The sequence below is a fragment of the Bradyrhizobium sp. Ai1a-2 genome, from assembly GCF_000426245.1.
Lineage (GTDB): Bacteria > Pseudomonadota > Alphaproteobacteria > Rhizobiales > Xanthobacteraceae > Bradyrhizobium.
The window spans coordinates 50,823-71,087 of the sequence record NZ_AUEZ01000051.1; the positions used below are offsets into that span (position 1 = coordinate 50,823).

At 64.4% G+C, this 20,265-nt stretch carries 20 protein-coding genes, 1 tRNA gene and 3 pseudogenes; 13 read left to right on the forward strand and 11 right to left on the reverse strand.

Annotated features, from left to right (window positions below; translation table 11 throughout):
* Positions 1 to 38: 38 nt before the first annotated feature.
* Entirely contained in the window at positions 39 to 365 is a 327-nt protein-coding gene (locus tag K288_RS0127915; RefSeq protein WP_027582527.1) for a chaperone NapD, read from the reverse strand.
* Positions 366 to 393: 28 nt separating this feature from the next.
* On the reverse strand, positions 394 to 579 hold the full coding sequence (gene napE / locus K288_RS46765) for a periplasmic nitrate reductase, NapE protein (RefSeq protein ID WP_028165371.1): 186 nt from the start codon (positions 577 to 579) through the stop codon (positions 394 to 396).
* A gap of 267 nt (positions 580 to 846) precedes the next feature.
* Between napE and K288_RS0127920 the strand changes: the two genes are divergently transcribed.
* The 8 genes and pseudogenes from K288_RS0127920 to K288_RS53720 all read left to right on the forward strand — a co-directional run bounded on the left by K288_RS0127920 (position 847) and on the right by K288_RS53720 (position 8,135).
* Positions 847 to 2,061: an LLM class flavin-dependent oxidoreductase gene (locus K288_RS0127920; protein WP_027582528.1), complete on the forward strand. Its 1,215-nt coding sequence runs from the start codon at positions 847 to 849 to the stop codon at positions 2,059 to 2,061.
* A gap of 345 nt (positions 2,062 to 2,406) precedes the next feature.
* Positions 2,407 to 3,357: a sulfonate ABC transporter substrate-binding protein gene (locus K288_RS0127930; protein ID WP_027582529.1), complete on the forward strand. Its 951-nt coding sequence runs from the start codon at positions 2,407 to 2,409 to the stop codon at positions 3,355 to 3,357.
* Positions 3,358 to 3,401: 44 nt separating this feature from the next.
* Positions 3,402 to 4,356, forward strand: a pseudogene (locus K288_RS50905) (sulfonate ABC transporter substrate-binding protein).
* On the forward strand, positions 4,353 to 5,519 hold the full coding sequence (gene ssuD / locus K288_RS0127935) for an FMNH2-dependent alkanesulfonate monooxygenase (RefSeq protein WP_027582530.1): 1,167 nt from the start codon (positions 4,353 to 4,355) through the stop codon (positions 5,517 to 5,519). The pseudogene K288_RS50905 and the gene ssuD overlap by 4 nt, the downstream one beginning before the upstream one ends.
* Positions 5,516 to 6,322, forward strand: a complete 807-nt coding sequence (locus K288_RS0127940) for an ABC transporter permease subunit (protein WP_027582531.1) — start codon at positions 5,516 to 5,518, stop codon at positions 6,320 to 6,322. The genes ssuD and K288_RS0127940 overlap by 4 nt, the downstream gene beginning before the upstream one ends.
* 17 nt (positions 6,323 to 6,339) lie before the next feature.
* A complete protein-coding gene (locus tag K288_RS0127945) occupies positions 6,340 to 7,188 on the forward strand; it encodes an ATP-binding cassette domain-containing protein (RefSeq protein ID WP_027582532.1) in 849 nt (282 codons plus the stop codon).
* Positions 7,189 to 7,195: 7 nt separating this feature from the next.
* The gene (locus K288_RS0127950; protein ID WP_027582533.1) at positions 7,196 to 7,777 is read left to right on the forward strand and encodes a flavin reductase family protein; all 582 of its coding nucleotides are present in this window, start codon (positions 7,196 to 7,198) and stop codon (positions 7,775 to 7,777) included.
* 193 nt (positions 7,778 to 7,970) lie between these two features.
* Positions 7,971 to 8,135: a hypothetical protein gene (locus K288_RS53720; RefSeq protein WP_160169012.1), complete on the forward strand. Its 165-nt coding sequence runs from the start codon at positions 7,971 to 7,973 to the stop codon at positions 8,133 to 8,135.
* A 121-nt stretch (positions 8,136 to 8,256) separates the two neighbouring features.
* Here K288_RS53720 and K288_RS0127960 read toward each other — a convergent pair whose 3' ends face one another.
* From K288_RS0127960 to K288_RS0127985, 6 genes are all read right to left on the reverse strand, one after another.
* Positions 8,257 to 9,642, reverse strand: a complete 1,386-nt coding sequence (locus K288_RS0127960) for a sigma-54 dependent transcriptional regulator (RefSeq protein ID WP_027582535.1) — start codon at positions 9,640 to 9,642, stop codon at positions 8,257 to 8,259.
* Between the two features lie 52 nt (positions 9,643 to 9,694).
* Positions 9,695 to 10,048 carry a flagellar motor switch protein FliN gene (fliN, locus tag K288_RS0127965; RefSeq protein WP_027582536.1) on the reverse strand — a complete coding sequence of 118 codons (354 nt, stop codon included), beginning with the start codon at positions 10,046 to 10,048 and terminating at the stop codon, positions 9,695 to 9,697.
* Between the two features lie 22 nt (positions 10,049 to 10,070).
* A complete protein-coding gene (locus K288_RS0127970; protein WP_027582537.1) occupies positions 10,071 to 10,694 on the reverse strand; it encodes a FliH/SctL family protein in 624 nt (207 codons plus the stop codon).
* Positions 10,694 to 11,779, reverse strand: a complete 1,086-nt coding sequence (gene fliG, locus K288_RS0127975) for a flagellar motor switch protein FliG (RefSeq protein ID WP_027582538.1) — start codon at positions 11,777 to 11,779, stop codon at positions 10,694 to 10,696. The genes K288_RS0127970 and fliG overlap by 1 nt, the downstream gene beginning before the upstream one ends.
* A gap of 1 nt (position 11,780) precedes the next feature.
* The gene (gene fliF / locus K288_RS0127980) at positions 11,781 to 13,412 is read right to left on the reverse strand and encodes a flagellar basal-body MS-ring/collar protein FliF (protein WP_027582539.1); all 1,632 of its coding nucleotides are present in this window, start codon (positions 13,410 to 13,412) and stop codon (positions 11,781 to 11,783) included.
* Between the two features lie 174 nt (positions 13,413 to 13,586).
* Positions 13,587 to 13,862, reverse strand: a complete 276-nt coding sequence (locus tag K288_RS0127985; RefSeq protein WP_002714638.1) for a DUF1153 domain-containing protein — start codon at positions 13,860 to 13,862, stop codon at positions 13,587 to 13,589.
* A gap of 218 nt (positions 13,863 to 14,080) precedes the next feature.
* On the opposite strand from K288_RS0127985, the gene K288_RS0127990 reads away from it, so the two are divergent.
* The gene (locus tag K288_RS0127990) at positions 14,081 to 14,566 is read left to right on the forward strand and encodes an anthrone oxygenase family protein (protein WP_027582540.1); all 486 of its coding nucleotides are present in this window, start codon (positions 14,081 to 14,083) and stop codon (positions 14,564 to 14,566) included.
* A gap of 99 nt (positions 14,567 to 14,665) precedes the next feature.
* Here K288_RS0127990 and K288_RS46770 read toward each other — a convergent pair whose 3' ends face one another.
* Positions 14,666 to 15,439 (reverse strand): flagellar hook capping FlgD N-terminal domain-containing protein, encoded by a 774-nt coding sequence (locus tag K288_RS46770; protein WP_051334769.1) that lies wholly within the window; start codon positions 15,437 to 15,439, stop codon positions 14,666 to 14,668.
* Between the two features lie 108 nt (positions 15,440 to 15,547).
* The gene (locus K288_RS0128000; RefSeq protein WP_027582541.1) at positions 15,548 to 17,125 is read right to left on the reverse strand and encodes a flagellar hook-length control protein FliK; all 1,578 of its coding nucleotides are present in this window, start codon (positions 17,123 to 17,125) and stop codon (positions 15,548 to 15,550) included.
* Positions 17,126 to 17,477: 352 nt separating this feature from the next.
* Here K288_RS0128000 and mnmA point away from each other — a divergent pair, with 352 nt between their 5' ends.
* The 4 genes and pseudogenes from mnmA (at position 17,478) to K288_RS0128020 (ending at position 19,930) form a co-directional block, all read left to right on the forward strand.
* The gene (gene mnmA, locus K288_RS0128005) at positions 17,478 to 18,656 is read left to right on the forward strand and encodes a tRNA 2-thiouridine(34) synthase MnmA (protein ID WP_027582542.1); all 1,179 of its coding nucleotides are present in this window, start codon (positions 17,478 to 17,480) and stop codon (positions 18,654 to 18,656) included.
* Between the two features lie 19 nt (positions 18,657 to 18,675).
* Positions 18,676 to 19,314 carry a class I SAM-dependent methyltransferase gene (locus K288_RS0128010; RefSeq protein WP_027582543.1) on the forward strand — a complete coding sequence of 213 codons (639 nt, stop codon included), beginning with the start codon at positions 18,676 to 18,678 and terminating at the stop codon, positions 19,312 to 19,314.
* A 52-nt stretch (positions 19,315 to 19,366) separates the two neighbouring features.
* Positions 19,367 to 19,726, forward strand: a pseudogene (locus K288_RS54905) (hypothetical protein).
* A 127-nt stretch (positions 19,727 to 19,853) separates the two neighbouring features.
* Positions 19,854 to 19,930: transfer RNA gene (locus K288_RS0128020), tRNA-Met, on the forward strand.
* A 45-nt stretch (positions 19,931 to 19,975) separates the two neighbouring features.
* On the opposite strand, the pseudogene K288_RS46780 reads toward K288_RS0128020, so the two are convergent.
* A pseudogene (locus K288_RS46780) lies at positions 19,976 to 20,265 on the reverse strand (IS481 family transposase); the annotation flags it as partial.

Sequence of the window (20,265 nt, forward strand, 5' to 3'; positions counted from 1 at the left end):
TTCCTTCCCTTCATCAAGGGGCGTCCGATCACGTGTCATCACACGGTATCGGCGTCGACGGCGTGGAACACGAGCGAGGCGGAATAGACGTTGGGCAGCGCGGAAATCGCATTGAGGGTCGCGCCGAGCGAGCCCACATCGGGCGCATCCACGACGACCACGAGCTTGCCTTTCTCATCGCGGCCGTAAATCTCGCAGCCGCGCAGTGCCGTGATCGCGGCCTCGGTGGCATCGAGCCGGTCAGGCCGGGTCTGCACCAGGATGCTGGCGATCTCGCCACCGGGCGGCGGCACGACAGGGTCGGTTTGCAGGACGCGGCCCGTGATGAGTGCTCGGCGATCGATGTTGGTTTGAGCTCTGATCATGTCGGGTGTTCCTTGAGAGGTCGGCTGGTCAATGTGGCGGGGGAGGGCCCGGCGGGCCCGCGATCATCTGGTAGATCCACACAGCAAGGCCATAGCTGCCCACTGTGGCCACGGCCAAAGCAGGCATCACAACTGCCGTCAGAAAAAGAAACGCAAAGATCTCCATGCGCCTGCGGCGTGGTCTCGCGCTCGCATCGTCGCTGGTTGCCGACATACGTCGTCTCGCTTCAATTCAGATTGTGCGGGGGAAGGCCTCGTTGCCTTCCTTAGAAGTAACGGTGCTGCAATATTTTAGCACTGATCCAGATCAATGCGCGCCAACATTGTATACGCGCGGAGCGGATTCGGCGGCTCCGCAACCGGCAAGGTTACCGTTTGGTTGCAGTGCGCATGTTCCGCCACCCGGAATTGGCAAAGGCTGGACTTCGCGTGCCCCGGCAATACACTGAGGCAAACAAACAATAAGTACGGGAGCGACGCCATGAAATTCGGCATCTTCTACGAGCTGCAACTGCCGCGTCCATGGAACGAGGCCGACGAGCTCAGGCTCTACCAGGACGCATTGACGCAGCTCGGGACCGCCGACCGGCTCGGGTACGACTATGCCTGGGTCGTGGAACACCACTTCCTTGAAGAATACTCGCACTCGCCGGCACCGGAATCGTTCCTGGCTGCGGCAAGCCAGCGCACCCGGAACATCCGGCTCGGGCACGGCATCCTGCAACTCACGACCAACCATCCCGCGCGCGTCGCCGAGCGGGTCGCAGTCCTCGATCTCCTCAGCAACGGCCGTTGCGAGTTCGGCATGGGCGAGAGCGCCTCGATCACCGAGCTGACGCCGTTCGGCCGTGACATGGAGACCAAGCGCGAGGTGTTCGAAGAGGCGGTCTCGGCGATCTTCCCGATGTTCACCAAGGTCGGCACCGAGCATCACGGCAAATATTTCGACATCCCCTTGCGCAACGTGGTGCCGAAGCCGGTGCAGAAGCCGCATCCGCCGCTCTGGATGGCGTGCTCGCAATTGCCGACCATCGAGCGCGCCGGGCAGCACGGCTTCGGCGCGCTCGGCTTTCAGTTCGTCAGCGCGGACGCGGCGCATGCCTGGGTGCATGCCTATTACAACGCGATCACGAAGCGGCTGAAGAAGCTCGCCGACTACCAGATCAATCCGAACATGGCGCTGGTGTCGTTCTTCATGTGCGCCAAGACGGACGAGGAAGCGCGCGCCCGCGCCGACGGCGCCACCTTCTTTCAGTTCGCGCTGCGCTACTATGGCGCGTCGCAGAACCGGCAGCGGCCTGCGCCGGGCACCGTCAACATGTGGGACGAGTACAACAGGTGGAAGCGCGACAATCCCGAAGCGCAGGAAGCTGCGTTGCGCGGCGGTCTGATCGGATCGCCTGAAACCATCCGCAAGAAGCTGCGCCGTTTCCGTACTTCCCACATCGACCAGGTGATCCTGCTCAACCAGGCCGGCAAGAACACGCACGAGCATATCTGCGAGTCGCTCGAATTGTTCGCAAGCGAAGTGATGCCGGAGTTCCAGCATGATCCGGAACACGATGCGTGGAAGCAGGGTGTGATGAGCGGCGAGATCAAGCTCGAGGAAATCGACACCGACGCGTTCAAGGACCGGTATGGCAAGCTGTCGATTAACCCCGGTTCGCCGGCGCAGAAAGCAGCAGCGACCGGCTGACGAGATTCTAGGCAGCGCCACACTACACCGTCATGCCCGCGAAGGCGGGCATCCAGTACGCCGCGGCGCCTCGGCTCACGCTCCGGCGGTGGTGGTTACTGGATCGTCCGCCTTCGCGGACGATGACAGCGGAGAGCTGCTGCTGCATCCCGATTTTGTGAAGGAAAAATTTCGCTACGCACAATCCGCGCCTTGAAAGAAACCGCGCGTCCGGTGCCTGCATGGCAGTGCGCGCATCGCTATTTTTTTCGGGTGCTCGACAGCTTCATTCGCGCCCCCCATCATTCCCGAACGTCGCATTGATTGTGCGCCGATAACGCGCTCGATCGTCGGGAGAATTTTGTAATGAAGCGCCGTGAGTTCCTCAAGCTGTCGCTCGGCTCTGCAGCCGTCGCTGCGCTGCCCTTGCGCGCACGGGCCGAAGCGGCGGTGAAGGAAATTCGTATCGGCTACCAGAAGAGCGGCGTGCTGGTTATCGCGCGACAGCGCGCGACCTTGGAAGATCATTTCAAGTCGGTCGGCATCGAGGTGAAATGGGTCGAGTTCTCGTCGGGCCCGCCGATGATGGAAGCCATGAACGTCGGCAGCGTCGATTTCGGTGCGGTCGGCGACTCGCCGCCTGTCTTTGCGCAAGCTGCCGGCGCGGCCATCGTTTACGCGGCTGGCCAGCCCATCACCAATGGCCAGGGCATTCTGGTCCCGCAGAATTCGGCGATCCGTGCGATCGCCGATCTCAAGGGCAAGCGCGTCGGCTTCACCAAGGGTTCCAGCGCGCACAACATCGTGGTGCAGACGCTGGAAAAGGCCAGCCTCACCTATAGCGACATTACCCCGGTCTATCTGACGCCGCCCGACGCGGGACCTGCGTTCGCCAATGGCAGCATCGACGCCTGGGCGATCTGGGATCCCTATTTCGCGATCGGCGAGACCAAGCAGAACGGCCGCATCCTGGTCAACGCCCATGAGATCACCAAGACCAACTCGTTCTTCATCGCCAACCGTGACTTCGCGAGGAATCACGGACCTGTTCTGCAACAGGTTATCGACGTCCTCGCGTCAACGGCGAATTGGGCCGAGGCGCATCGCGACGAGGTCGCGAAATCGCTGAGTGCCGTCACCGGAATCCCACTGGATATCCAGATCATCGCCGCCAAGCGGGCCGCGTTCAGGATCGGCCCCGTCACCGACGATATCGTCGCGACGCAGCAGGGCGTGGCCGACCGCTTCTTCAAGCTCGGCCTGATCCCGAGAGAGATCACGATCCGCGACATTGTTTGGCGCAACACACAGACCTGATTCTCATTCGAACCCAATTCCATTCGAACCAAGGGAACGTCAGCATGAGGCGTTTAATCCAACGCTGGATCGCCAGCGCGGTGCTTTCAGTCAGCATCGTCGCCGCCGCCGTCAGCGCGTCGTACGGACAGGAGAAAACCGTCCGCATCGGTTTCCAGAAATACGGCAAGCTGGTGCTGCTCAAGAGCAAGGGCACGCTCGAGGAGAAGCTGAAGGCGGTTGGCTACAAGGTGGTGTGGACCGAATTCCCGTCCGGACCGCCGCTCCTCGAGGCGCTTAATGTCGGCGCAATCGATTTCGGCAACACCGGTGAAGCGCCGCCGATCTTCGCGCAGGCCGCCGGTGCGCCCATCCAATATGTCGCCTATGAGCCGCCTGCGCCGAAGGGCGAGGCGATCCTGGTGCCGAAGGACAGCCCGCTGAAGTCGGTCGCCGACCTCAGGGGCAAGAAGGTCGCGCTGAACAAGGGTTCGAACGTCCACTACCTGCTGGTGAAGGCACTGGAAAAGGCCGGCGTCAAATATTCCGACATCGAACCGGTGTTTCTCGCGCCTGCCGACGCACGCGCCGCCTTCGAGCGCGGCGCGGTCGATGCCTGGGTGATCTGGGATCCGTTCCAGGCCGCGGCGGAAGCTGCGACCGGCGCGCGCACGCTCGCCGACGGCACCGGCATCGTCTCGAATTACCAGTTCTATTTCTCCTCGAAGAAGTTCCTGGAGAGCGATGCGAAGATCGTCGATCTCGTGCTCGCGCAATTGAGCGAGGTCGACGACTGGGCCAAGGGCGACATCCATGCAGTCGCCGAGCAGCTCGCGCCGTCGATCGGCCTCTCGGTGCCGGTGGTCGAGGTGGCGCTGAAGCGCCAGTCCTACGGCATCAAGCCCCTTACCCGATTCCGTGATCGCCGACCAGCAGCAGGTGGCGGACACGTTCTTTGCCCTCGGCCTGTTGCCGAAACCCATCAAGATTTCAGACGTCGCGCGGAGGTCCGGATCGTGACCAAGCAACCCAACGCCAACATCCTCTGGTTCCTGCCGACCCATGGTGACGGCCGTTATCTCGGCACCTCGATCGGCGGCCGTGAGGTGAACTTCAACTATCTGCGCCAGATCGCGCAGGCCGCCGACCAGCTCGGCTATTACGGCGTGCTGCTGCCGACCGGGCGAAGCTGCGAGGACTCCTGGGTGGTCGCCTCCGCGGTCGCGCCGCAGACTGAGCGGCTGCGCTATCTGGTGGCAGTGCGGCCCGGCCTGCAGTCGCCCGCCGTCGCCGCCCGCATGACCGCGACGCTGGACCGGCTCTCGAACGGACGGCTCTTGATCAACGTCGTCACCGGCGGCGATCCCGTCGAGAACAAGGGCGACGGCATCTTCCTGGCGCATGACGAGCGTTACGAGGTGACGCGCGAGTTCCTCAACGTCTATAGCGACCTGCTCGCCGGCAAGACCGTCAATGTCGAGGGCAAGCACATCCGCATCGAGGATGGCCGTCTGTTGTTCCAGCCGGTCCAGTCGCCGCGGCCGCCGCTCTATTTCGGCGGCTCCTCGGATGCCGGCATCGATGTCGCGGTGGATAGTGTCGATAAGTACCTCACCTGGGGCGAGCCGCCGGCAGAGGTGGCGGAGAAGATTGCGCGCGTGAAGGCGGTTGCCGACAAGCGCGGCCGCAAGATCTCCTTCGGCATTCGCCTGCACGTGATCGTGCGCGAGACCAATGCGGAAGCCTGGAAGGCCGCCGACGAATTGATCCAGTACGTCACCGACGACACGGTGGCTGCGGCACAGAAGATCTTCTCGCGCATGGATTCGGTTGGCCAGCAGCGCATGGCGCAACTGCATGGCGGCCGCCGCGACAAGCTCGAGATCAGCCCGAACCTGTGGGCCGGCGTCGGCCTGGTGCGTGGCGGCGCGGGCACCGCGCTGGTCGGCGATGCCCAGACGGTGGCGGCGCGGATCAGGGAGTATCAGGATCTCGGCATCGATACTTTCATCATGTCGGGCTACCCGCACCTCGAAGAAGCCTATCGTTTCGCCGAACTGGTGTTCCCGCTGCTCTCGCTGGAGCGGCCGGACAATGTGACGCCGATCCGCGTCAACACCGGGCCGTTCGGCGAGACCATCGGCAACGACTATCGGCCGCAAAAGCAGGTATCGGAATCATGAGCCTCATCGACAGCCTCCCGCGCGTCCGCGCGCCCAGATTGCCGCGGGCCGACGGCCTGATCCCCTGGATCGTGCCGCTCGCCATCATCGTCATCTGGCAGCTTGCCTGCATCACCGGTTTTGTGCCCGCGCGTGTGCTGCCGGCTCCGACGGACGTCGCACTGGCGGGATGGAAGCTCCTGTTGTCGGGTGAGTTGATCCGCAACATCTGGGTCAGCTTCTGGCGCGCCAGCATCGGCTTTCTGATCGGCGGCGCCATCGGCTTCGCTTTCGGCCTCGCCAACGGCCTGTCGCAGCTCTCCGCGAAACTGACCGACACCACGCTGCAGATGGTGCGCAACATTCCACACCTCGCGCTGATCCCGCTGGTGATCCTGTGGTTCGGGATCGACGAGTCCGCGAAATTGTTCCTGGTGGCGCTCGGCGTGTTCTTCCCGATCTATCTCAACACGCTGCACGGCATCCGCACCGTCGATCCGCAATTGATCGAGATGGGCCGCATCTATGGCATGACCGACGGCGAATTGTTTCGCCGCGTGATCTTCCCGGGCGCGCTGCCGTCGATCTTCGTCGGCCTGCGCTTTGCGCTCGGCATCATGTGGCTGACGCTGATCGTGGCTGAGACCATCGCGGCCTCCTCGGGGCTCGGCTACATGGCGATGCAGGCGCGCGAGTTCATGCTGATCGATGTGGTCGTGCTCTCGATCCTGATCTATGCGCTGCTCGGCAAGCTTGCGGACAGCGCCTCGCGCGCGCTGGAGCGGCTGACGCTGTCCTGGCATCCGGCCTTCCAGAAACACTGAGGAACTGAGGAAGACACATGCAGGAAGTTCTTCGTTTTCGCTCGCTCGGTGCTGAAGCTGTCGCGCGCGAGGATTTCGTCGAGGAGGCGCGCCAGTTCCGCCATGCTCCCGACGTGCCGTCGCGCGGGCTGTCACTGACTATTCGCGGCTTGCGCAAATCCTTCGGCGACAATGAGGTGCTGCGCGGCATTGACCTGCACATTCCCGCCGGCCAGTCCGTCGCGATTGTCGGCCGCAGCGGCTGCGGCAAGAGCACATTGTTGCGGCTGATCGCGGGGCTGGAGAAGCCGACCGCCGGCAGCATCAGTTTCGGCGAGCAGGCACGCGCCGAGGATATCCGCGTCATGTTCCAGGAGCCGCGGCTCCTGCCATGGGCGCGCGTGCTGTCGAATGTCGAAGTCGGCCTCGGGCGCGAGCGCTCATCGGCGGATGCGCAGGCGCGCGCCGAGAAGGCGCTGGTCGAGGTCGGCCTCGGCGACAAGCGCGGGCAATGGCCTTCGGTGCTCTCGGGCGGCCAGAAGCAGCGCGTCGCATTGGCTCGCGCGCTGGTCAGCCAGCCCCGGGTGCTGGCGTTCGACGAGCCGCTCGGGGCGCTGGACGCGCTGACGCGGATCTCGATGCAGCGGCTGCTCGAACGGGTCTGGCGTGATCAGGGCTTCACCGCGATCCTGGTGACGCATGACGTCTCGGAAGCTGTGGCGTTGGCCGACCGGGTGCTGGTCATTGAAAATGGGCGCATCGCACACGATTTCAATGTCGACATCGCACGCCCGCGCGAGCGCGGCTCTGCCGAACTGGCGGCGCTCGAGGGCGCGATCCTGAAGAATCTCCTCGAAGGAACCGAAGACGGTTCCGACGACCTGTGAGGCCTGCATGAACTCCGCCGTCCGCAACATCGCGATCGATCCCGTGGTCACCTCCGACGAATTCCGTGGCGCCATGCGCCATCTGACCGGCGGGGTCAGCGTCATCACGGCGGGGCGCGGCAAGGAGATCTCCGGGATGACGGTGACTTCTGTCTCCTCGTTGTCGGTCGAGCCGGCCTCGCTGATCGTGAGCCTGAACCGCGCCGCATCGTCCTGGCCGCTGGTCAAGCGCCACGGCGTCTTCGGCGTGAACATCCTGGGCTCGGACCAGATCGAGATCGCCGAGCGCTTCACCGGCAAAGGCGGGCTGAAAGGCGCCGAGCGCTTTGCCGGAGCCCAATGGACGACGCGCGCTTCCGGCGTGCCGCTTCTGGTCGGCGCGCTGGCGGCGATCGATTGCGAGGTCGAGGACATCGTGGAGCGCCACTCGCACGCCATCGTCATCGGCCGCGTGCTCGATGTGCAGGTCTCTTCGCGCACCGCGGCGCTCGCTTATTGGCAGGGGCGCTATGTCGCCGTCGACCAGGACGAGGATGCCGCCAAGCTGGCTGACGTCAGCGTGCCCGCACGCGGCGTGCACCTGCGCTGACATCAGCTCGTAGCCCGGGTGGAGCGGAACGCGCAACCCGGGGCTTTGCGTCGGCGATCGGGAGCGGCCCCGGGTTACGCTGCGCTTCACCCGGGCTACTTGTTCCGGGAACGATGACGCCGGCCGTGGCGTTTTGTCTTCTCGCGCAATAGAAGGCATCAGTCTTCTATTGGCGGAAGGAACGACGCGCGTCATGGGCTTGATCAAACGACTTGCAACCTGGGTCTTCTACGGCATCGGTGCGCTCGCGATCGCCTATCTCGCGCTGTACGCCTATGTTGCCTTCACCGGACGCGAGTTTACGCCCGGCGACCCCATCCATATTTTCCGCAAGCCGGACGCGCCGAGCTATTCATAGCGAAAGCAGTCGCATCGCTCCGTCATTGCGAGGAGCGAAGCGACGAAGCAATCCATGTCTCCGCCTGTGGCGCTATGGATTGCTTCGCTCTGCTCGCAATGACGGTGGTGATGGCCCCAGGCTACCCCGCCGTGGCCAGGCGCTGGTAGTCGGCCGTGCCCGACCCGGCGGGCGGGATCGGCACGCCGCCGTCGGCATATTCGTTCAGCTTGTTGCGCAGCGTGCGGATCGAAATGCCCAAGATGTTGGCGGCATGGGTTCTGTTGCCGAGGCAGTGCTTCAGCGTCTCCAGGATCAGGTCACGCTCGACATCGGCAACCGTGCGGCCGACCAGCGCGCGCGTCACCTGCTCGGCCGCGAGGGTGGCGTGAGCGACCGCCGGCGCGGTCTTGGCGAGGTCGAGGCGGTCGCCATCCGGGGTCACGATGGCATCAGGGCCGATCTCGTCGCCCTGTGCCATCAAGACGGAGCGGTGGATGGTGTTTTCAAGCTCGCGGACATTGCCCGGCCAGCGGTTCGTAGTCAGCACCCGCCGCGCCTCGGTCGACAGTGGTCGCGCCGCTACGCCGTTGGCTTCGGCATATTTCTTCGCGAAATGCTGCGCCAGTTCGAGGATGTCGGCCGGCCGGTCGCGCAGCGGCGGGATCTTCAGATTGACGACGTTGAGGCGGAACAAGAGGTCCTCGCGGAAGGTGCCGGCGCGCACGGCGTCCGCGAGATTGCGGTTCGAGGTCGCGATGATGCGGATGTCGACCGGCACCGGCTTGGTGCCGCCGACGCGGTCGATGACGCGCTCCTGGATCGCGCGCAGCAATTTCGATTGCAGCCTTACATCCATTTCCGAGATTTCATCGAGCAACAGCGTGCCGCCGGTGGCTTCCTCGAACTTGCCGATGCGGCGGGCGATCGCGCCGGTGAACGCGCCCTTCTCGTGACCGAACAATTCGGATTCCAGGAGATGCTCGGGGATCGCCGCGCAATTGATCGAGATGAACGGCCGCTTGGCGCGCGCCGAGCGGGAATGGACGTAGCGCGCCAGCACTTCCTTGCCGGTGCCGGACTCGCCGGTGATCATCACGGAGGCGTCCGAGCCCGCGATCTGCTGCGCCAGCTTGATCACCCGACCCATGGCTTCGTCACGATAGACGAGGTCGCGGGAATCGTTGGCGACCGCGGCGAGCACAGCGGCGATCAGCTCCGGCTCGGGCGGCAGCGGGATGTATTCCTTGGCGCCGGCGCGGATCGCCGCCACCGCGGCGCGGGCATCGTTGGAGATGCCGCAGGCGACGATCGGCACGTGGATGTGCTCGGCTTCCAGCCGCATCACGAGGTCGCGGATGTCGAGGCCGACATCGACCAGCAGCAGGTCGGCGCCCTTGCCGCCACGCAACACCGCCATCGCCTGCTCGTTGCCTTCCGCGTGCGTCACGGAGGCGCCGTTGTCCATCGCGATCTTGGTGGCGGTCGTGAGCTGTCCCCTCAGGGTGCCGACGATGAGAAGCCGCATGAGTGTCTCCTGTCTCCCGCGCGCGTCCATCCCGCGCCGAATCCGTTAAAGGTTAGGTACGCTCTGTCTTGATGATTTCGGTCATGGTCACGCCGAGCTTGTCTTCGACCAGCACCACTTCGCCGCGCGCCACCAGGCGGTTGTTGACATAGATGTCGATGGCTTCGCCGACCCGGCGATCGAGTTCGAGCACGGTGCCGGGCCCAAGCTTCAGGAGCTGGCCGACATCCATCTTCGAGCGGCCGAGCACGGCCGAGACCTGCACCGGCACGTCGAAGACGGCCTCGAGGTCGGAGGCGATGCGCGAAGCGTGTTCGTCCTCGTTATAGCCCACATCGTCGTTGGCCCTTGGCGCGTCCGCCGAGTTGAGGTCGGGGAGCGGGACATGTGTGTCGGTGTCACTCATCGTCGATCCTTTGGCTCGATCCTCATGGCCGTTGGTCACGGGACGCCATGTAGCGTCCGACAACTTCGTTGATCTTGGCTTCGATCGCCGCGCGCTCCAGCACGATGCCGCCGTCGGCCCATTCGATCCGGCAGTCGCCGGTCGCGATTGTCGGCTCGGCCAGGATCACGAGGCGGCCCTGGAAGCCGCCCTGTGCGGCCAGCCGCTCGATTTTTTCCCGCGCGCCCTCGTAGAGCGCGTCATTGATGCGGACCACGATGTGGGGCGTCGAGACCAGGTGTGCGAAGCAGTCGGAGACCATTGCCGTGATCTCGCCGAGCGGCTCGCGCGCGATCAGCTCGCTGCTCAATTTGCGCGCGACCGCGACCGCGACGTCGACAGCTTCGGTCTCCATCCGCGCCTCGATACCGGAAAAGCGCGACGCGATGTTCTTGATCGCAAGACCGATCTCTTCCAGCGCGAGCGCGGCGCGGCGGTCGCTCTCCACCTTCGCCTCGCGCTGGGCGGCATCGTAGCCGTTGCGATAGGCGCGCGCTTCGGCTTCCGCGATCTTCTGGGCGATCTCGGCGGGGGTCGCTGCACGCTCGCGCGACTTGGCGGGGGCCGAGAAGTCGGTATCGAACAGGAATTTTGCGGGCGCGGCCATCAGTACACCAGTTCGTCGTCGGCACGGTTCTTGGTCAGCATGATCTCGCCCTTGGCGGCGAGGTCCTTGGCGAGATTGACGAGCAGCGCCTGAGCCTCGTCGACGTCGCGCAGGCGCACCGGTCCCATCGCCGCCATGTCATCCATCAGCATCTTGCCGGCGCGCGAGGACATGTTGCCCAGGAAGAAGTTGCGCACTTCCTCATTGGCGCTCTTCAGCGCGATGCCGAGCTTCTCCTTGTCGACATGGCGCATCAACGTCTGGGCCGAGCCCGAATCGAGCTTGACGAGGTCGTCGAAGGTGAACATCATCGCCTTGATGCGTTCAGCGGATTCGCGGTTTTCTTCTTCCAGCGAGGTGATGAAGCGCGTCTCGGTCTGGCGGTCGAAATTGTTGAAGATCTCGGCCATCACCTCGTGGGCGTCGCGGCGGCGGGTCTGCGACAGGTTGGACATGAATTCGGTGCGCAGCGTCTGCTCGACGCGCTCGATCACTTCCTTCTGCACCGCCTCCATCCGCAGCATGCGACCCACGACATCAAGCGCGATGTCCTCGGGCAGGATCGCCAGCACGCGCGCGGCGTGCTCCGACTTCAGCTTCGACAGCACCACGGCGATGGTCTGCGGATATTCGTTTTTGAGGTAGTTGGCGAGCACTTCTTCCTGGACGTTGGAGAGCTTCTCCCACATGTTGCGGCCCGCGGGCCCGCGGATCTCGTCCATGATGCCGGTGACCCGGTCGGCCGGCAGATATTGCTGTAAGAGCCGCTCGGTGGCGTCGAAATTGCCCATCAGCGCGCCGGAGGCCGACATTCGCGAGACGAATTCGAGCAACAGGTCCTCGACGACGTCGGCTTCCACGGTGCCGAGCGTCGACATCGCCATCGACAATTCGCGGACCTCGTCGTCGTCGAGCAGCGACCACACCTTGCCGCCGTATTTCTCGCCGAGCGCAAGCATCAGGATCGCCGCGCGCTTGGGGCCGGAGATCGGCTTGCTCTTCGGACGATCGCCCTGCCGACTCGACAGCGTCGAGATGACGCTGGTGATGTCTTGGGCGTTTGCGGTTTGCGGGACGCTGGCCATCTCAGGTCTCGGCAGGCTCGGTCAGCCATTGGCGAACAATGGAGACGGTTTCGTTTGGATTGCGTTCTGCGAGTTCGCCCACGCGGTTCACGGCCTGGGCGTGGACCTGGCCCTGGATCTGGGCGACGTCGATCATGTGCGCGGCACCGCCGCCGGTCAGGAGCGCCTGGCCGTGTCCGCCTTCATTGCCGGCTTGCGCGCTCGCGTCGGTCAGTGCGGGCACCGCGGCCTCGGCGCGGGCGGGTACGACCTCGCTGGCCAGGATGCGCTTGACCAGCGGGCGGATCACCATGAACAGCACGACCAGGCCGAGCAGCATCATCACGCCGAGCTCGATCACATACATCACGTCGTCCTTGGTGAACTGCAGCATGCCGAGCAGGCCGGTCGGCTCGTTGAGCGGGGCGACCGAGGGCGCCTCGGCAAAGCGCAGGTTGACGACCTCGACCTGGTCGCCGCGCTTCTGGTCGAAACCGATCGCCGAGCGCACCAGGGCGGCGATGCGGTCGAGCTGCTCCTTGGAACGGTCCTGGTAGACCATCTCGCCCTTTTCGTTCTTGCCGTAGCTGCCGTCGACGAGGACCGCGACCGAGATGCGATTGACGCGGCCGGCTTCGGTCACCTCGGTCTTGGTGGTGCGGGAGATCTCGTAATTGTTGGTCTCCTCGCTCTTCTTGCTCTGGTCGCGTGCGCGCGCGGCATTGTCCTGGTTCTGGTTGCCGGGCAGCTCGTTGTTGACCGTGACCTGGCCGCTGTTGTCGGCGGTGAGGCTGGATTCTTCCCGGGTCTGGCTCGAGCGCAGCACGCGCCCTTCGGGATCGAACTTGTCGGAGGTCTGGGTGATCTTGTTGTAGTCGAAATCGGCGGAGAGCTGGACACGGGCGCGGCCCTGGCCGACCACGGAGGACACGATGTCCTCGACCTGCTTGCGCATCCGCTTCTCGAAAGCGGCGCGGCGCTCGTCGCCGACCGAGTTGTCGGCATCGCTGGTGGCGCCGTCGGCGAGCAGCTGGCCCGCCTCGTCGACGATCGACACCCGCTGCGGCTTCAGGCCGTTGACGGCGGAGGCGACCACGTGGCGGATGGCGCGGATCTGCTGCGGCTCGAGGGTGCCGCGCACCCGCACCACGATCGAAGCCGACGGCTCCGGCGTCTCGCGGGAGAACAGCGGCCGCTCCGGCAGCACGAGGTGCACGCGCGCGGCCTGGATGCGGTCGATGGCGCGGATGGTGCGGGCGAGCTCGCCCTCCAGGGCGCGCAGATGGTTGATGTTCTGGACAAAGCTCGTGGTGCCGAGCGCATCCGACTTGTCGAAGATCTCGTAGCCGACGCCGCCGCCCTTGGGCATGCCGCCCTCGGCGAGCTTCATGCGGAGACGGGTGACCTTGTCCTTTGGCACCATGATGACGGCGCCGTCATTGCGCAGCTCGAACGGGATCGCCTGCCGCTCCAGCTCCTTGACGATCGAAGACGAGTCCTCGACGCTCAAATCGGTGAACAGCGTGGTCAGCTGCGGCGTGGTGACGCGCAATATGACGAAGGCGAAGAAGCCGACGAGGGCGGCCGTGACCGCGACCATCGCCGCCAACCGGGCCGCGCCCAGGCCCTTCAGGAAAGCAACCAGACTTTGCACCAACCGCCCCCAGGGGTTTCGGCCCTCGGAGGGTCCGACTGGGCAATTATTGCCTAGGCTATGGTTTCCATCTGGTTAACGTCGGTTAAGAACCGCGGCAGAAAGTAGGACATGAAAAAAACCGGCTTCGCAAAGCGACGCCGGTTTTCATCAAATTCGATTGGTTTCGAGGGCTTACTGTCGATATTGCTGGATACGGGTGGTGCGCAGCCCGGCCAGGCCGTGCTGATCGATGGAAAATTGCCAGGAAAGGAATTCGTCAACCGTCAGCGTATAGCGGCTGCAGGCTTCCTCCAGGGAAAGCAAACCACCACGCACTGCGGCAACAACTTCAGCCTTCCGGCGAATGACCCACCGTTTTGTACCGGGCGCAGGCAAGTCGGCAATGGTTAGCGGACTGCCGTCAGGCCCGATGACGTATTTCACCCTCGGGCGATGGGGTTCTGTCATGGCGTACTCACAAACTCTCGACCACTGAACTCACTCTGCCAACCTACGCGTGTCGGCTTAAAATTTACCTAAGCGCAAGCTTGCAATACGAATCGCGTTGGAAATGCCGGTAAGGTGGCTCCGCCCCGGCACCTGTGCCAGTGTGGGAAAGCGGCCAGGCCGGCGCCGACGGGTGCCCGGTGGGGTCAAACCACAACCCAGCGGAAGCGAGGTCGCCCGTGGGCGAGATTGTCGTGCCGTTCCTGCTCTGGTTCTTGGCGATCGGCTGTGGCCTGCTTGCCGGGCTCTATTTTGCGTTCTCGACCTTTGTGATGAGGGCGCTCGGCCGCATCGACCAGGCATCCGGCCTCGCGGCCATGAATGCGATCAATGTCGACATCGTCCGCTCACCGTTCATGCCGCTCTTCCTCGGGACGACGCTGGTGAGCGCGATCCTCGCCGTGGTCGCGGTCTTCCGCCTGGGCGAGCCCGGCGCGGCGGCGATGCTCGCCGGCGGCGCGGTCTACGTGGCGGGCATGTTCGTCGTGACGATGATCTTCAACGTCCCACTCAACAATGCGCTGGCGGCGGCCGATCCGGCGAGCGCTGAGGCGGCTTTGCTATGGGCGCGGTATCTCAAGGAATGGACATTCTGGAATCACGTGCGGACGGTCGCCTCCACGGCGGCCTGCGCGCTTTTCATCGCAGCCATCGCGGCGGATTAGAGCGTTTTCGAGCGAAGTGGGTACCGGTTCGCGTGAAGGAAACGCGTCAAAACAAAGAATCTAGAGCTTCGGTTCTGATTCCATCAGAACCGAATAGCTCTAGGTCGATCCGGACCCATCGCCAGAGCCGGAGCCGTTCTCAGAACCGGAGTCTGAGCCATTGTCGTTGCCATTGCCGCCGTTGCCAGTGCTCGGGCGAATGACCCGCTTGATCTGGTCGGTTGTATAGGTCTCGCCACCGATCGAGAGCAGCGGCGGGGTGGCGGTCAGGTCCACGGAGTCGACGATGCCCTGGACTTCGGTCGAGATCGCGACGGTGTTGCCGGACGAGTCCTTGCCCGTCGCCGTCAGCGTGTAGGCGCCCGGCGGCCATTGCGTGCCGTCATTGCCCTTGCCATCCCAGACGAAACTGGAGCCGCCCGACTTCAGCGAAAAAGTGCCGGAATAGGCGGTCTGGCCGGTCGAATCGGTGATCGTGATGGTGGCGTTCGTGTCCTTCGGCGAATTGATGTTCCAGGTCGCCGCGCCGTTGAAATTCGCCTTGCTGCCGTCGACCGCGACGGTATTGCCGACATAGATCAGGGCCTGCGTCGACTGCGCGCTCTTCTCCAGGGCGACGATCGAGCTCAACTGATCGTTCATCTTGAGCTGCTGCTCGACGCCGGCGAACTGCACGAGTTGCGCAGTGAACTGGTTGGTGTCGAGCGGATCGAGCGGGTTCTGATTCTGCAATTGCGTCGTCAGCAGCGTCAGGAAGGTCTGAAAGTTGTCGGCGATGCCCGACGTCTGGGACGACGCGTTGTTGTTGCCCGTGGCCGTTCCGGTCCCGGGTGCCGATACGACCGGCGGCGGCATGGATACGTCGGTTGCCATGGCAGTCTCCTCTAGATCATGATCCGATCATGATCGGATCGTGATCTCATCTCTTTGTTTGAGCATGATCTTCTCGGAAAACCGGTTCCCACTTTTCCGGATCATGCTCTAGACTCGAATATCGACGCCGCCGCTCGCGCCAAGCATGCGGCCATAGCTGCGGCCAGCAACGGTCGCCGGCACGCTGTCTTCTTCGCTGACGATCAGGCGATGCGCATTGGGATTGGGCTGGTGGCCGCCGTTCTGCCCCGACGACGACTGGTCGCGCAGGCTGAACTGCAGTCCGCTATTGCCGGTCGAAAGACCCGCATTGTCCAGCGCGCGCTGCAGCTGGTTGGCGTCCTGGCGCAACATCTGCAGCGTTTCCGGCCGCTCGACGGTCAGATGCGATGTCACCTGGCCATTGTTGTCGACATGGATGCGGACATCGATGCGCCCGAGCTCGGGCGGATCGAGCCGGATCTCGAAACGGCTCTTGCCGCTCTTGGCTGAGGCGGCGATCTCCATCGCGAGGCCGCTGACCGGCACCGCATTGCTGTGCGTCGTCGCGGCGGTCACGGTCAGTTGCGAATTGGCCGACGGCGTTGTGGGCGTGGATGGCGCCGGCGGCTGGATCAGCGCGGCCGCCTGGGCACTGTTGTCGGAGGCGATGAGCGTTTGCGCCGCATTGGCCGTGCCCGCCTGCGCGTGACTTGCGGCGTTTGCGGCCGGCGTCTGCGCGGAATTGCCTGAGGCGTCCGCCTTCACCGCGTCAACAAAGGCGTGCTCGGCTTTCTGCTTGCCGGCCGCCGCGGCTGGCGGGGAGATATCCGGGACAATGCCTGTCGGTGCGTCGGCCGGCGCGGAGTCTGTTGTGCTGTCTTGCTCGCCTGACGTGGGGATGGCGTCCTTCGTGGTCAGCGTCGGCTTTGACTGGGCTGTGGCCTTCGCCTGCGGCGTCGGCGAAGCGGCCGCAGCAGACAGCGCGATGTCGATCGCGGCGGTGTCGCCAACTGCCAGTGCACTATCAGAAACTGCGGGTGGGGCTTTGCCGTTCGCCTGGGCATCGGCTTGGGCGTCGGTCGTGGCCGCATTGGCCGCCGCGGGAGCTGTACCCGCGACCGACGCTACGGCCGCGATGGCCGCGGCGGCCGTCGCGAGCGGGGCGGTGGCTGTGTCCGATACCGGCGGGGTTGCGGGCGCTGCATTGGCGGGGCTGGCGACGACTGCGGACACCGTCGCCGCGATCACCGTGGTTGCAGCAGTGCCGTCGTTGTCCTGCTTGGACTCTTCACCATCCTTGGCGTCGTCCTTGGTCGGAGCATCGTCCTTCGGCTTCGAGGACTTTGCCGAATCGGATTTCGGCGTGTCGGATTTCGAACCAGGCTGATCGGGCTTGTCGGCCCGGTCGCTGGAACCAGCGTCGTTACGCGCATCGACATCGTTCCGCTCGGGCCGGTCAGGGCCCGCGCCGTCATCGCGCGACCTCGTGTCCGCCGCCGGAGCAGCATCGTCGTTCCGGCGTGCCGATGCAGGTGGTTCACGGGAACTGTCGTCGGGGCGATTGTCGCGGGCCGCCGTGTTGCCGTCGACTAGCGCGCCAAAACTGTCATTTCCGGGCGCTGGGCCGGAATCGGGCCGAGCCGACCTCGGCGAATTGGCCTGAAACGACATGCCTGCCAATGCTTCTTGCGCGACGTTGACCACGAACGACCCTCGGGATGGAATTTCAGTTCCCTATCAGCAAGGAGCGGGCCAGCGAGGTGTCGAAAAAATACCTTTAGATTACAGTGGTTTACGGAGGAAGCGTCGAATTTGGAACTGTCTCGCGGCGGTCGCTTTTTTGCCCGGCGGCAAGATTTGCCGTCTATATCTCTTCCAACGACGGTTGATTGCTTCGCGGCGATACCGCCTATATTAAAGGGTGGCTTTTCCTGCGCCCCGAGGAGGCAACTCAGCCTTTTTCGGCGATGCTTCAAAGCCTTCTGGGCAAAGTCCGCTTTTTAACGCTGGTCGCGGGGGCAATGGCTGCTCGCGATAGAAATCGATGACCTCTTCCATGCGCAACAGTCTCGATCTCGAAGGCCGTCCCGAGGATACGAGGGTCGTGGTCGCCATGTCCGGCGGCGTCGACTCATCGGTGACGGCTGCGCTGTTGAAGTCGGAAGGCTACGACGTGGTCGGAATCACGCTGCAGCTTTACGACCACGGCGCCGCGACCCATCGCAAGGGCGCCTGCTGTGCCGGCCGGGATATCCACGATGCCCGCAACGTCGCCGAGCGGATCGGCATTCCGCATTACGTGCTCGACTATGAGAGCCGTTTCCGTGAATCGGTGATCGACAATTTTGCCGACAGCTACGCGCTCGGCGAGACGCCGGTGCCGTGCATCGAGTGCAACCGTGCGATCAAGTTCCGCGATCTGCTCGCGACCGCGCGCGAGCTCGGTGCCGCCGTGCTCGCGACCGGGCACTATGTCGCCTCGCGGCGCCTCGTCGACGGATCGCGGGCGATGGTGTGCGCCGCCGACGCCGATCGCGACCAGAGCTATTTCCTGTTCGCGACCACGCGCGAGCAGCTCGACTATTTGCGCTTTCCGCTCGGCGACATGACCAAGCCGCAGGTTCGCGAACTCGCGCGCCGCTTCGGTCTCGAGATCGCCGACAAGCAGGACAGCCAGGACATCTGCTTCGTGCCGACCGGCCGCTACACCGACATCATCAGCCGCTTGAAGCCGAACGCGGTTGCGCCCGGCGACATTGTCGATCTCGACGGCAAGGTGATCGGCCATCACCAAGGCATCGTTCATTTCACCGTGGGCCAGCGCAAGGGGCTGGGGATCGCGACCGGCGCGCCGCTTTATGTCGTGCGGCTCGATGCGGCAAGCCGCTGCGTCGTGGTCGGCCCGCGCGAAGCGCTGCGCATGGATCGCATTCTCTTGCGCGACGTCAACTGGATCGGCGACGGCGCGCTCGATCGCGTCATCGGCGAAGGCATCGAGATGTTCGTGCGCGTGCGCTCGACGCGCGCGCCGCAGCCGGCCTGGCTGCGCAAGACCGATCACGGCTATGAGGTCGAGCTCGTTGCCGGCGAAGAGGGCGTATCGCCAGGGCAGGCCTGCGTGTTCTACGACGCGCCGTCAGGCCAGGCGCGCGTGCTCGGTGGTGGATTCATCAAGAGCGCAGCCGCGAGGAATGTCGCTGCTGCGGCGCGGCCGCTCGCCGAGGCCGTGCGCTGACATAAATTCGGGGCAGGGGATGGCTGGGGATATCGACCGCGAGGGGGTCGAAAAGGCCTATGGGCGCTGGGCGCCGATCTACGATTTCGTGTTCGGCAAGGTGTTCGATCAGGGCCGGCAATCGACGATCGCGGAAGCCGACCGGATCGGCGGTCGCGTGCTCGATGTTGGCGTTGGCACGGGGCTGTCGCTGGCAGACTATTCGCGCAGCACCAGACTTTGCGGCGTCGATATTTCCGAGCCGATGCTGCGGCGGGCGCAGCAGCGCGTGCGCGCGCTGGGCCTGACCAATGTCGAGACGCTGGCAGTGATGGACGCCAAGAACCTGGCGTTCCCGGATTCATTCTTCGATGCGGTGGTGGCGCAATATGTCATCACGGCAGTGCCGGATCCCGAGGCGACGCTGGATGATTTCATCCGCGTGCTGAAGCCTGGCGGCGAACTGATCCTGGTCAATCATATCGGCGCCGAAAGCGGGCCGCGGCGCCTGTTCGAACTGGCCTTTGCGCCGCTCGCCCGAAGGCTCGGCTGGCGCCCGGAATTTCCATGGGCGCGGCTCGCCAACTGGGCCAAGAAACATGGCGGCGTCACCCTTGCGGAACGGCGCCCGATGCCGCCGATGGGCCACTTTTCGCTGATCCGCTTTCGCAAATCGTGAACGTGTTTCTGGTTGGTGCGGAACCTCCGCGCGCGTCCGCGGTTTTCCTCGCATGCAGATGAACCAGTCACTTCTCTTTTTTGGTGTGCTGATGGCGGTGTCCGGCGCGGCGGTCGCATAGGCCCCGCCTGCGCCGACGACGCCCCCGGCGCAGACCGCGCCGCCCCAGCCGCAACGCGGCGAGAACTGCACGCCGATGCAAAACCCGGCAAATCCAAACGCGAAGCCGGATACCACCACCGGCCAGCGATCCGAGCCGCTTGGCGAAAAACTCGCGCGGTCCGATGGCGTGTTGTGCCCGCCTTCGGGGGTCGACCCGGAAATGCACGCGCCCCCGCCCGATGGCGGCAATACCCCGGTGATTCCGCCGCCCGGCAGCCCCGGCGGCGATCCCTCGGTCCGGCCAAAATAGTCCCGTTTTGCAGCTATTTGGCGGGGGACTTGGCCGACGGCCTGCTTTGCTTGACAGGCCGTCTGCCCACTCCTTATATGCCGCGCATTCGCGCCGCGGCATCTCAATGCCGCAACGGCGCCGCCGTGGCGGGGTAGCTCAGCTGGTTAGAGCACGGGAATCATAATCCTGGGGTCGGGGGTTCGAGTCCCTCCCCCGCTACCACGGGCTACGTGTGTCCAGCCCGGACAGATAGGTAACAGAACGTACCTAGGACATAGGTGACAACCTCGTGCCGAACGGGTTGTCGAGGGGCTGCAGGGTTTTCTGCTCCAGGTCGAAGTATCCCAGATCATAGTGCATGAAGCTGACGAGCCAAATGCCGTCATCGACTTCCTTGATGCCGAGCCGCTGACCGGCCAGCACAGTTGAGATGTTGATCCTCTTGCGGTGCAGGCAGAGCCGTCCGCAAGCTGTGACGAGCACGTCGCGGTCGTGGAAGGGATAGACCAGCTCGGGCAGCCCATCGTAGGGACGCGGTGAGGCCGTGTAGAGTTCCG

Bases quoted from the DNA above. Each gene is read 5' to 3' on its own strand.
- K288_RS0127930 (WP_027582529.1), top strand. From the start codon at position 2,407: ATGAAGCGCCGTGAGTTCCTCAAGCTGTCGCTCGGCTCTGCAGCCGTC.
- mnmA (WP_027582542.1), top strand. From the start codon at position 17,478: ATGCGCAACAGTCTCGATCTCGAAGGCCGTCCCGAGGATACGAGGGTC.
- K288_RS0127945 (WP_027582532.1), top strand. From the start codon at position 6,340: ATGCAGGAAGTTCTTCGTTTTCGCTCGCTCGGTGCTGAAGCTGTCGCG.
- K288_RS0127940 (WP_027582531.1), top strand. From the start codon at position 5,516: ATGAGCCTCATCGACAGCCTCCCGCGCGTCCGCGCGCCCAGATTGCCG.
- K288_RS0127970 (WP_027582537.1), bottom strand. From the start codon at position 10,694: ATGGCCGCGCCCGCAAAATTCCTGTTCGATACCGACTTCTCGGCCCCC.
- K288_RS46770 (WP_051334769.1), bottom strand. From the start codon at position 15,439: ATGGCAACCGACGTATCCATGCCGCCGCCGGTCGTATCGGCACCCGGG.
- K288_RS0127920 (WP_027582528.1), top strand. From the start codon at position 847: ATGAAATTCGGCATCTTCTACGAGCTGCAACTGCCGCGTCCATGGAAC.
- napE (WP_028165371.1), bottom strand. From the start codon at position 579: ATGTCGGCAACCAGCGACGATGCGAGCGCGAGACCACGCCGCAGGCGC.
- K288_RS0127950 (WP_027582533.1), top strand. From the start codon at position 7,196: ATGAACTCCGCCGTCCGCAACATCGCGATCGATCCCGTGGTCACCTCC.
- K288_RS0128010 (WP_027582543.1), top strand. From the start codon at position 18,676: ATGGCTGGGGATATCGACCGCGAGGGGGTCGAAAAGGCCTATGGGCGC.
- K288_RS0127985 (WP_002714638.1), bottom strand. From the start codon at position 13,862: ATGACAGAACCCCATCGCCCGAGGGTGAAATACGTCATCGGGCCTGAC.
- K288_RS0127915 (WP_027582527.1), bottom strand. From the start codon at position 365: ATGATCAGAGCTCAAACCAACATCGATCGCCGAGCACTCATCACGGGC.
- fliN (WP_027582536.1), bottom strand. From the start codon at position 10,048: ATGAGTGACACCGACACACATGTCCCGCTCCCCGACCTCAACTCGGCG.
- K288_RS0127960 (WP_027582535.1), bottom strand. From the start codon at position 9,642: ATGCGGCTTCTCATCGTCGGCACCCTGAGGGGACAGCTCACGACCGCC.
- fliG (WP_027582538.1), bottom strand. From the start codon at position 11,779: ATGGCCAGCGTCCCGCAAACCGCAAACGCCCAAGACATCACCAGCGTC.
- K288_RS53720 (WP_160169012.1), top strand. From the start codon at position 7,971: ATGGGCTTGATCAAACGACTTGCAACCTGGGTCTTCTACGGCATCGGT.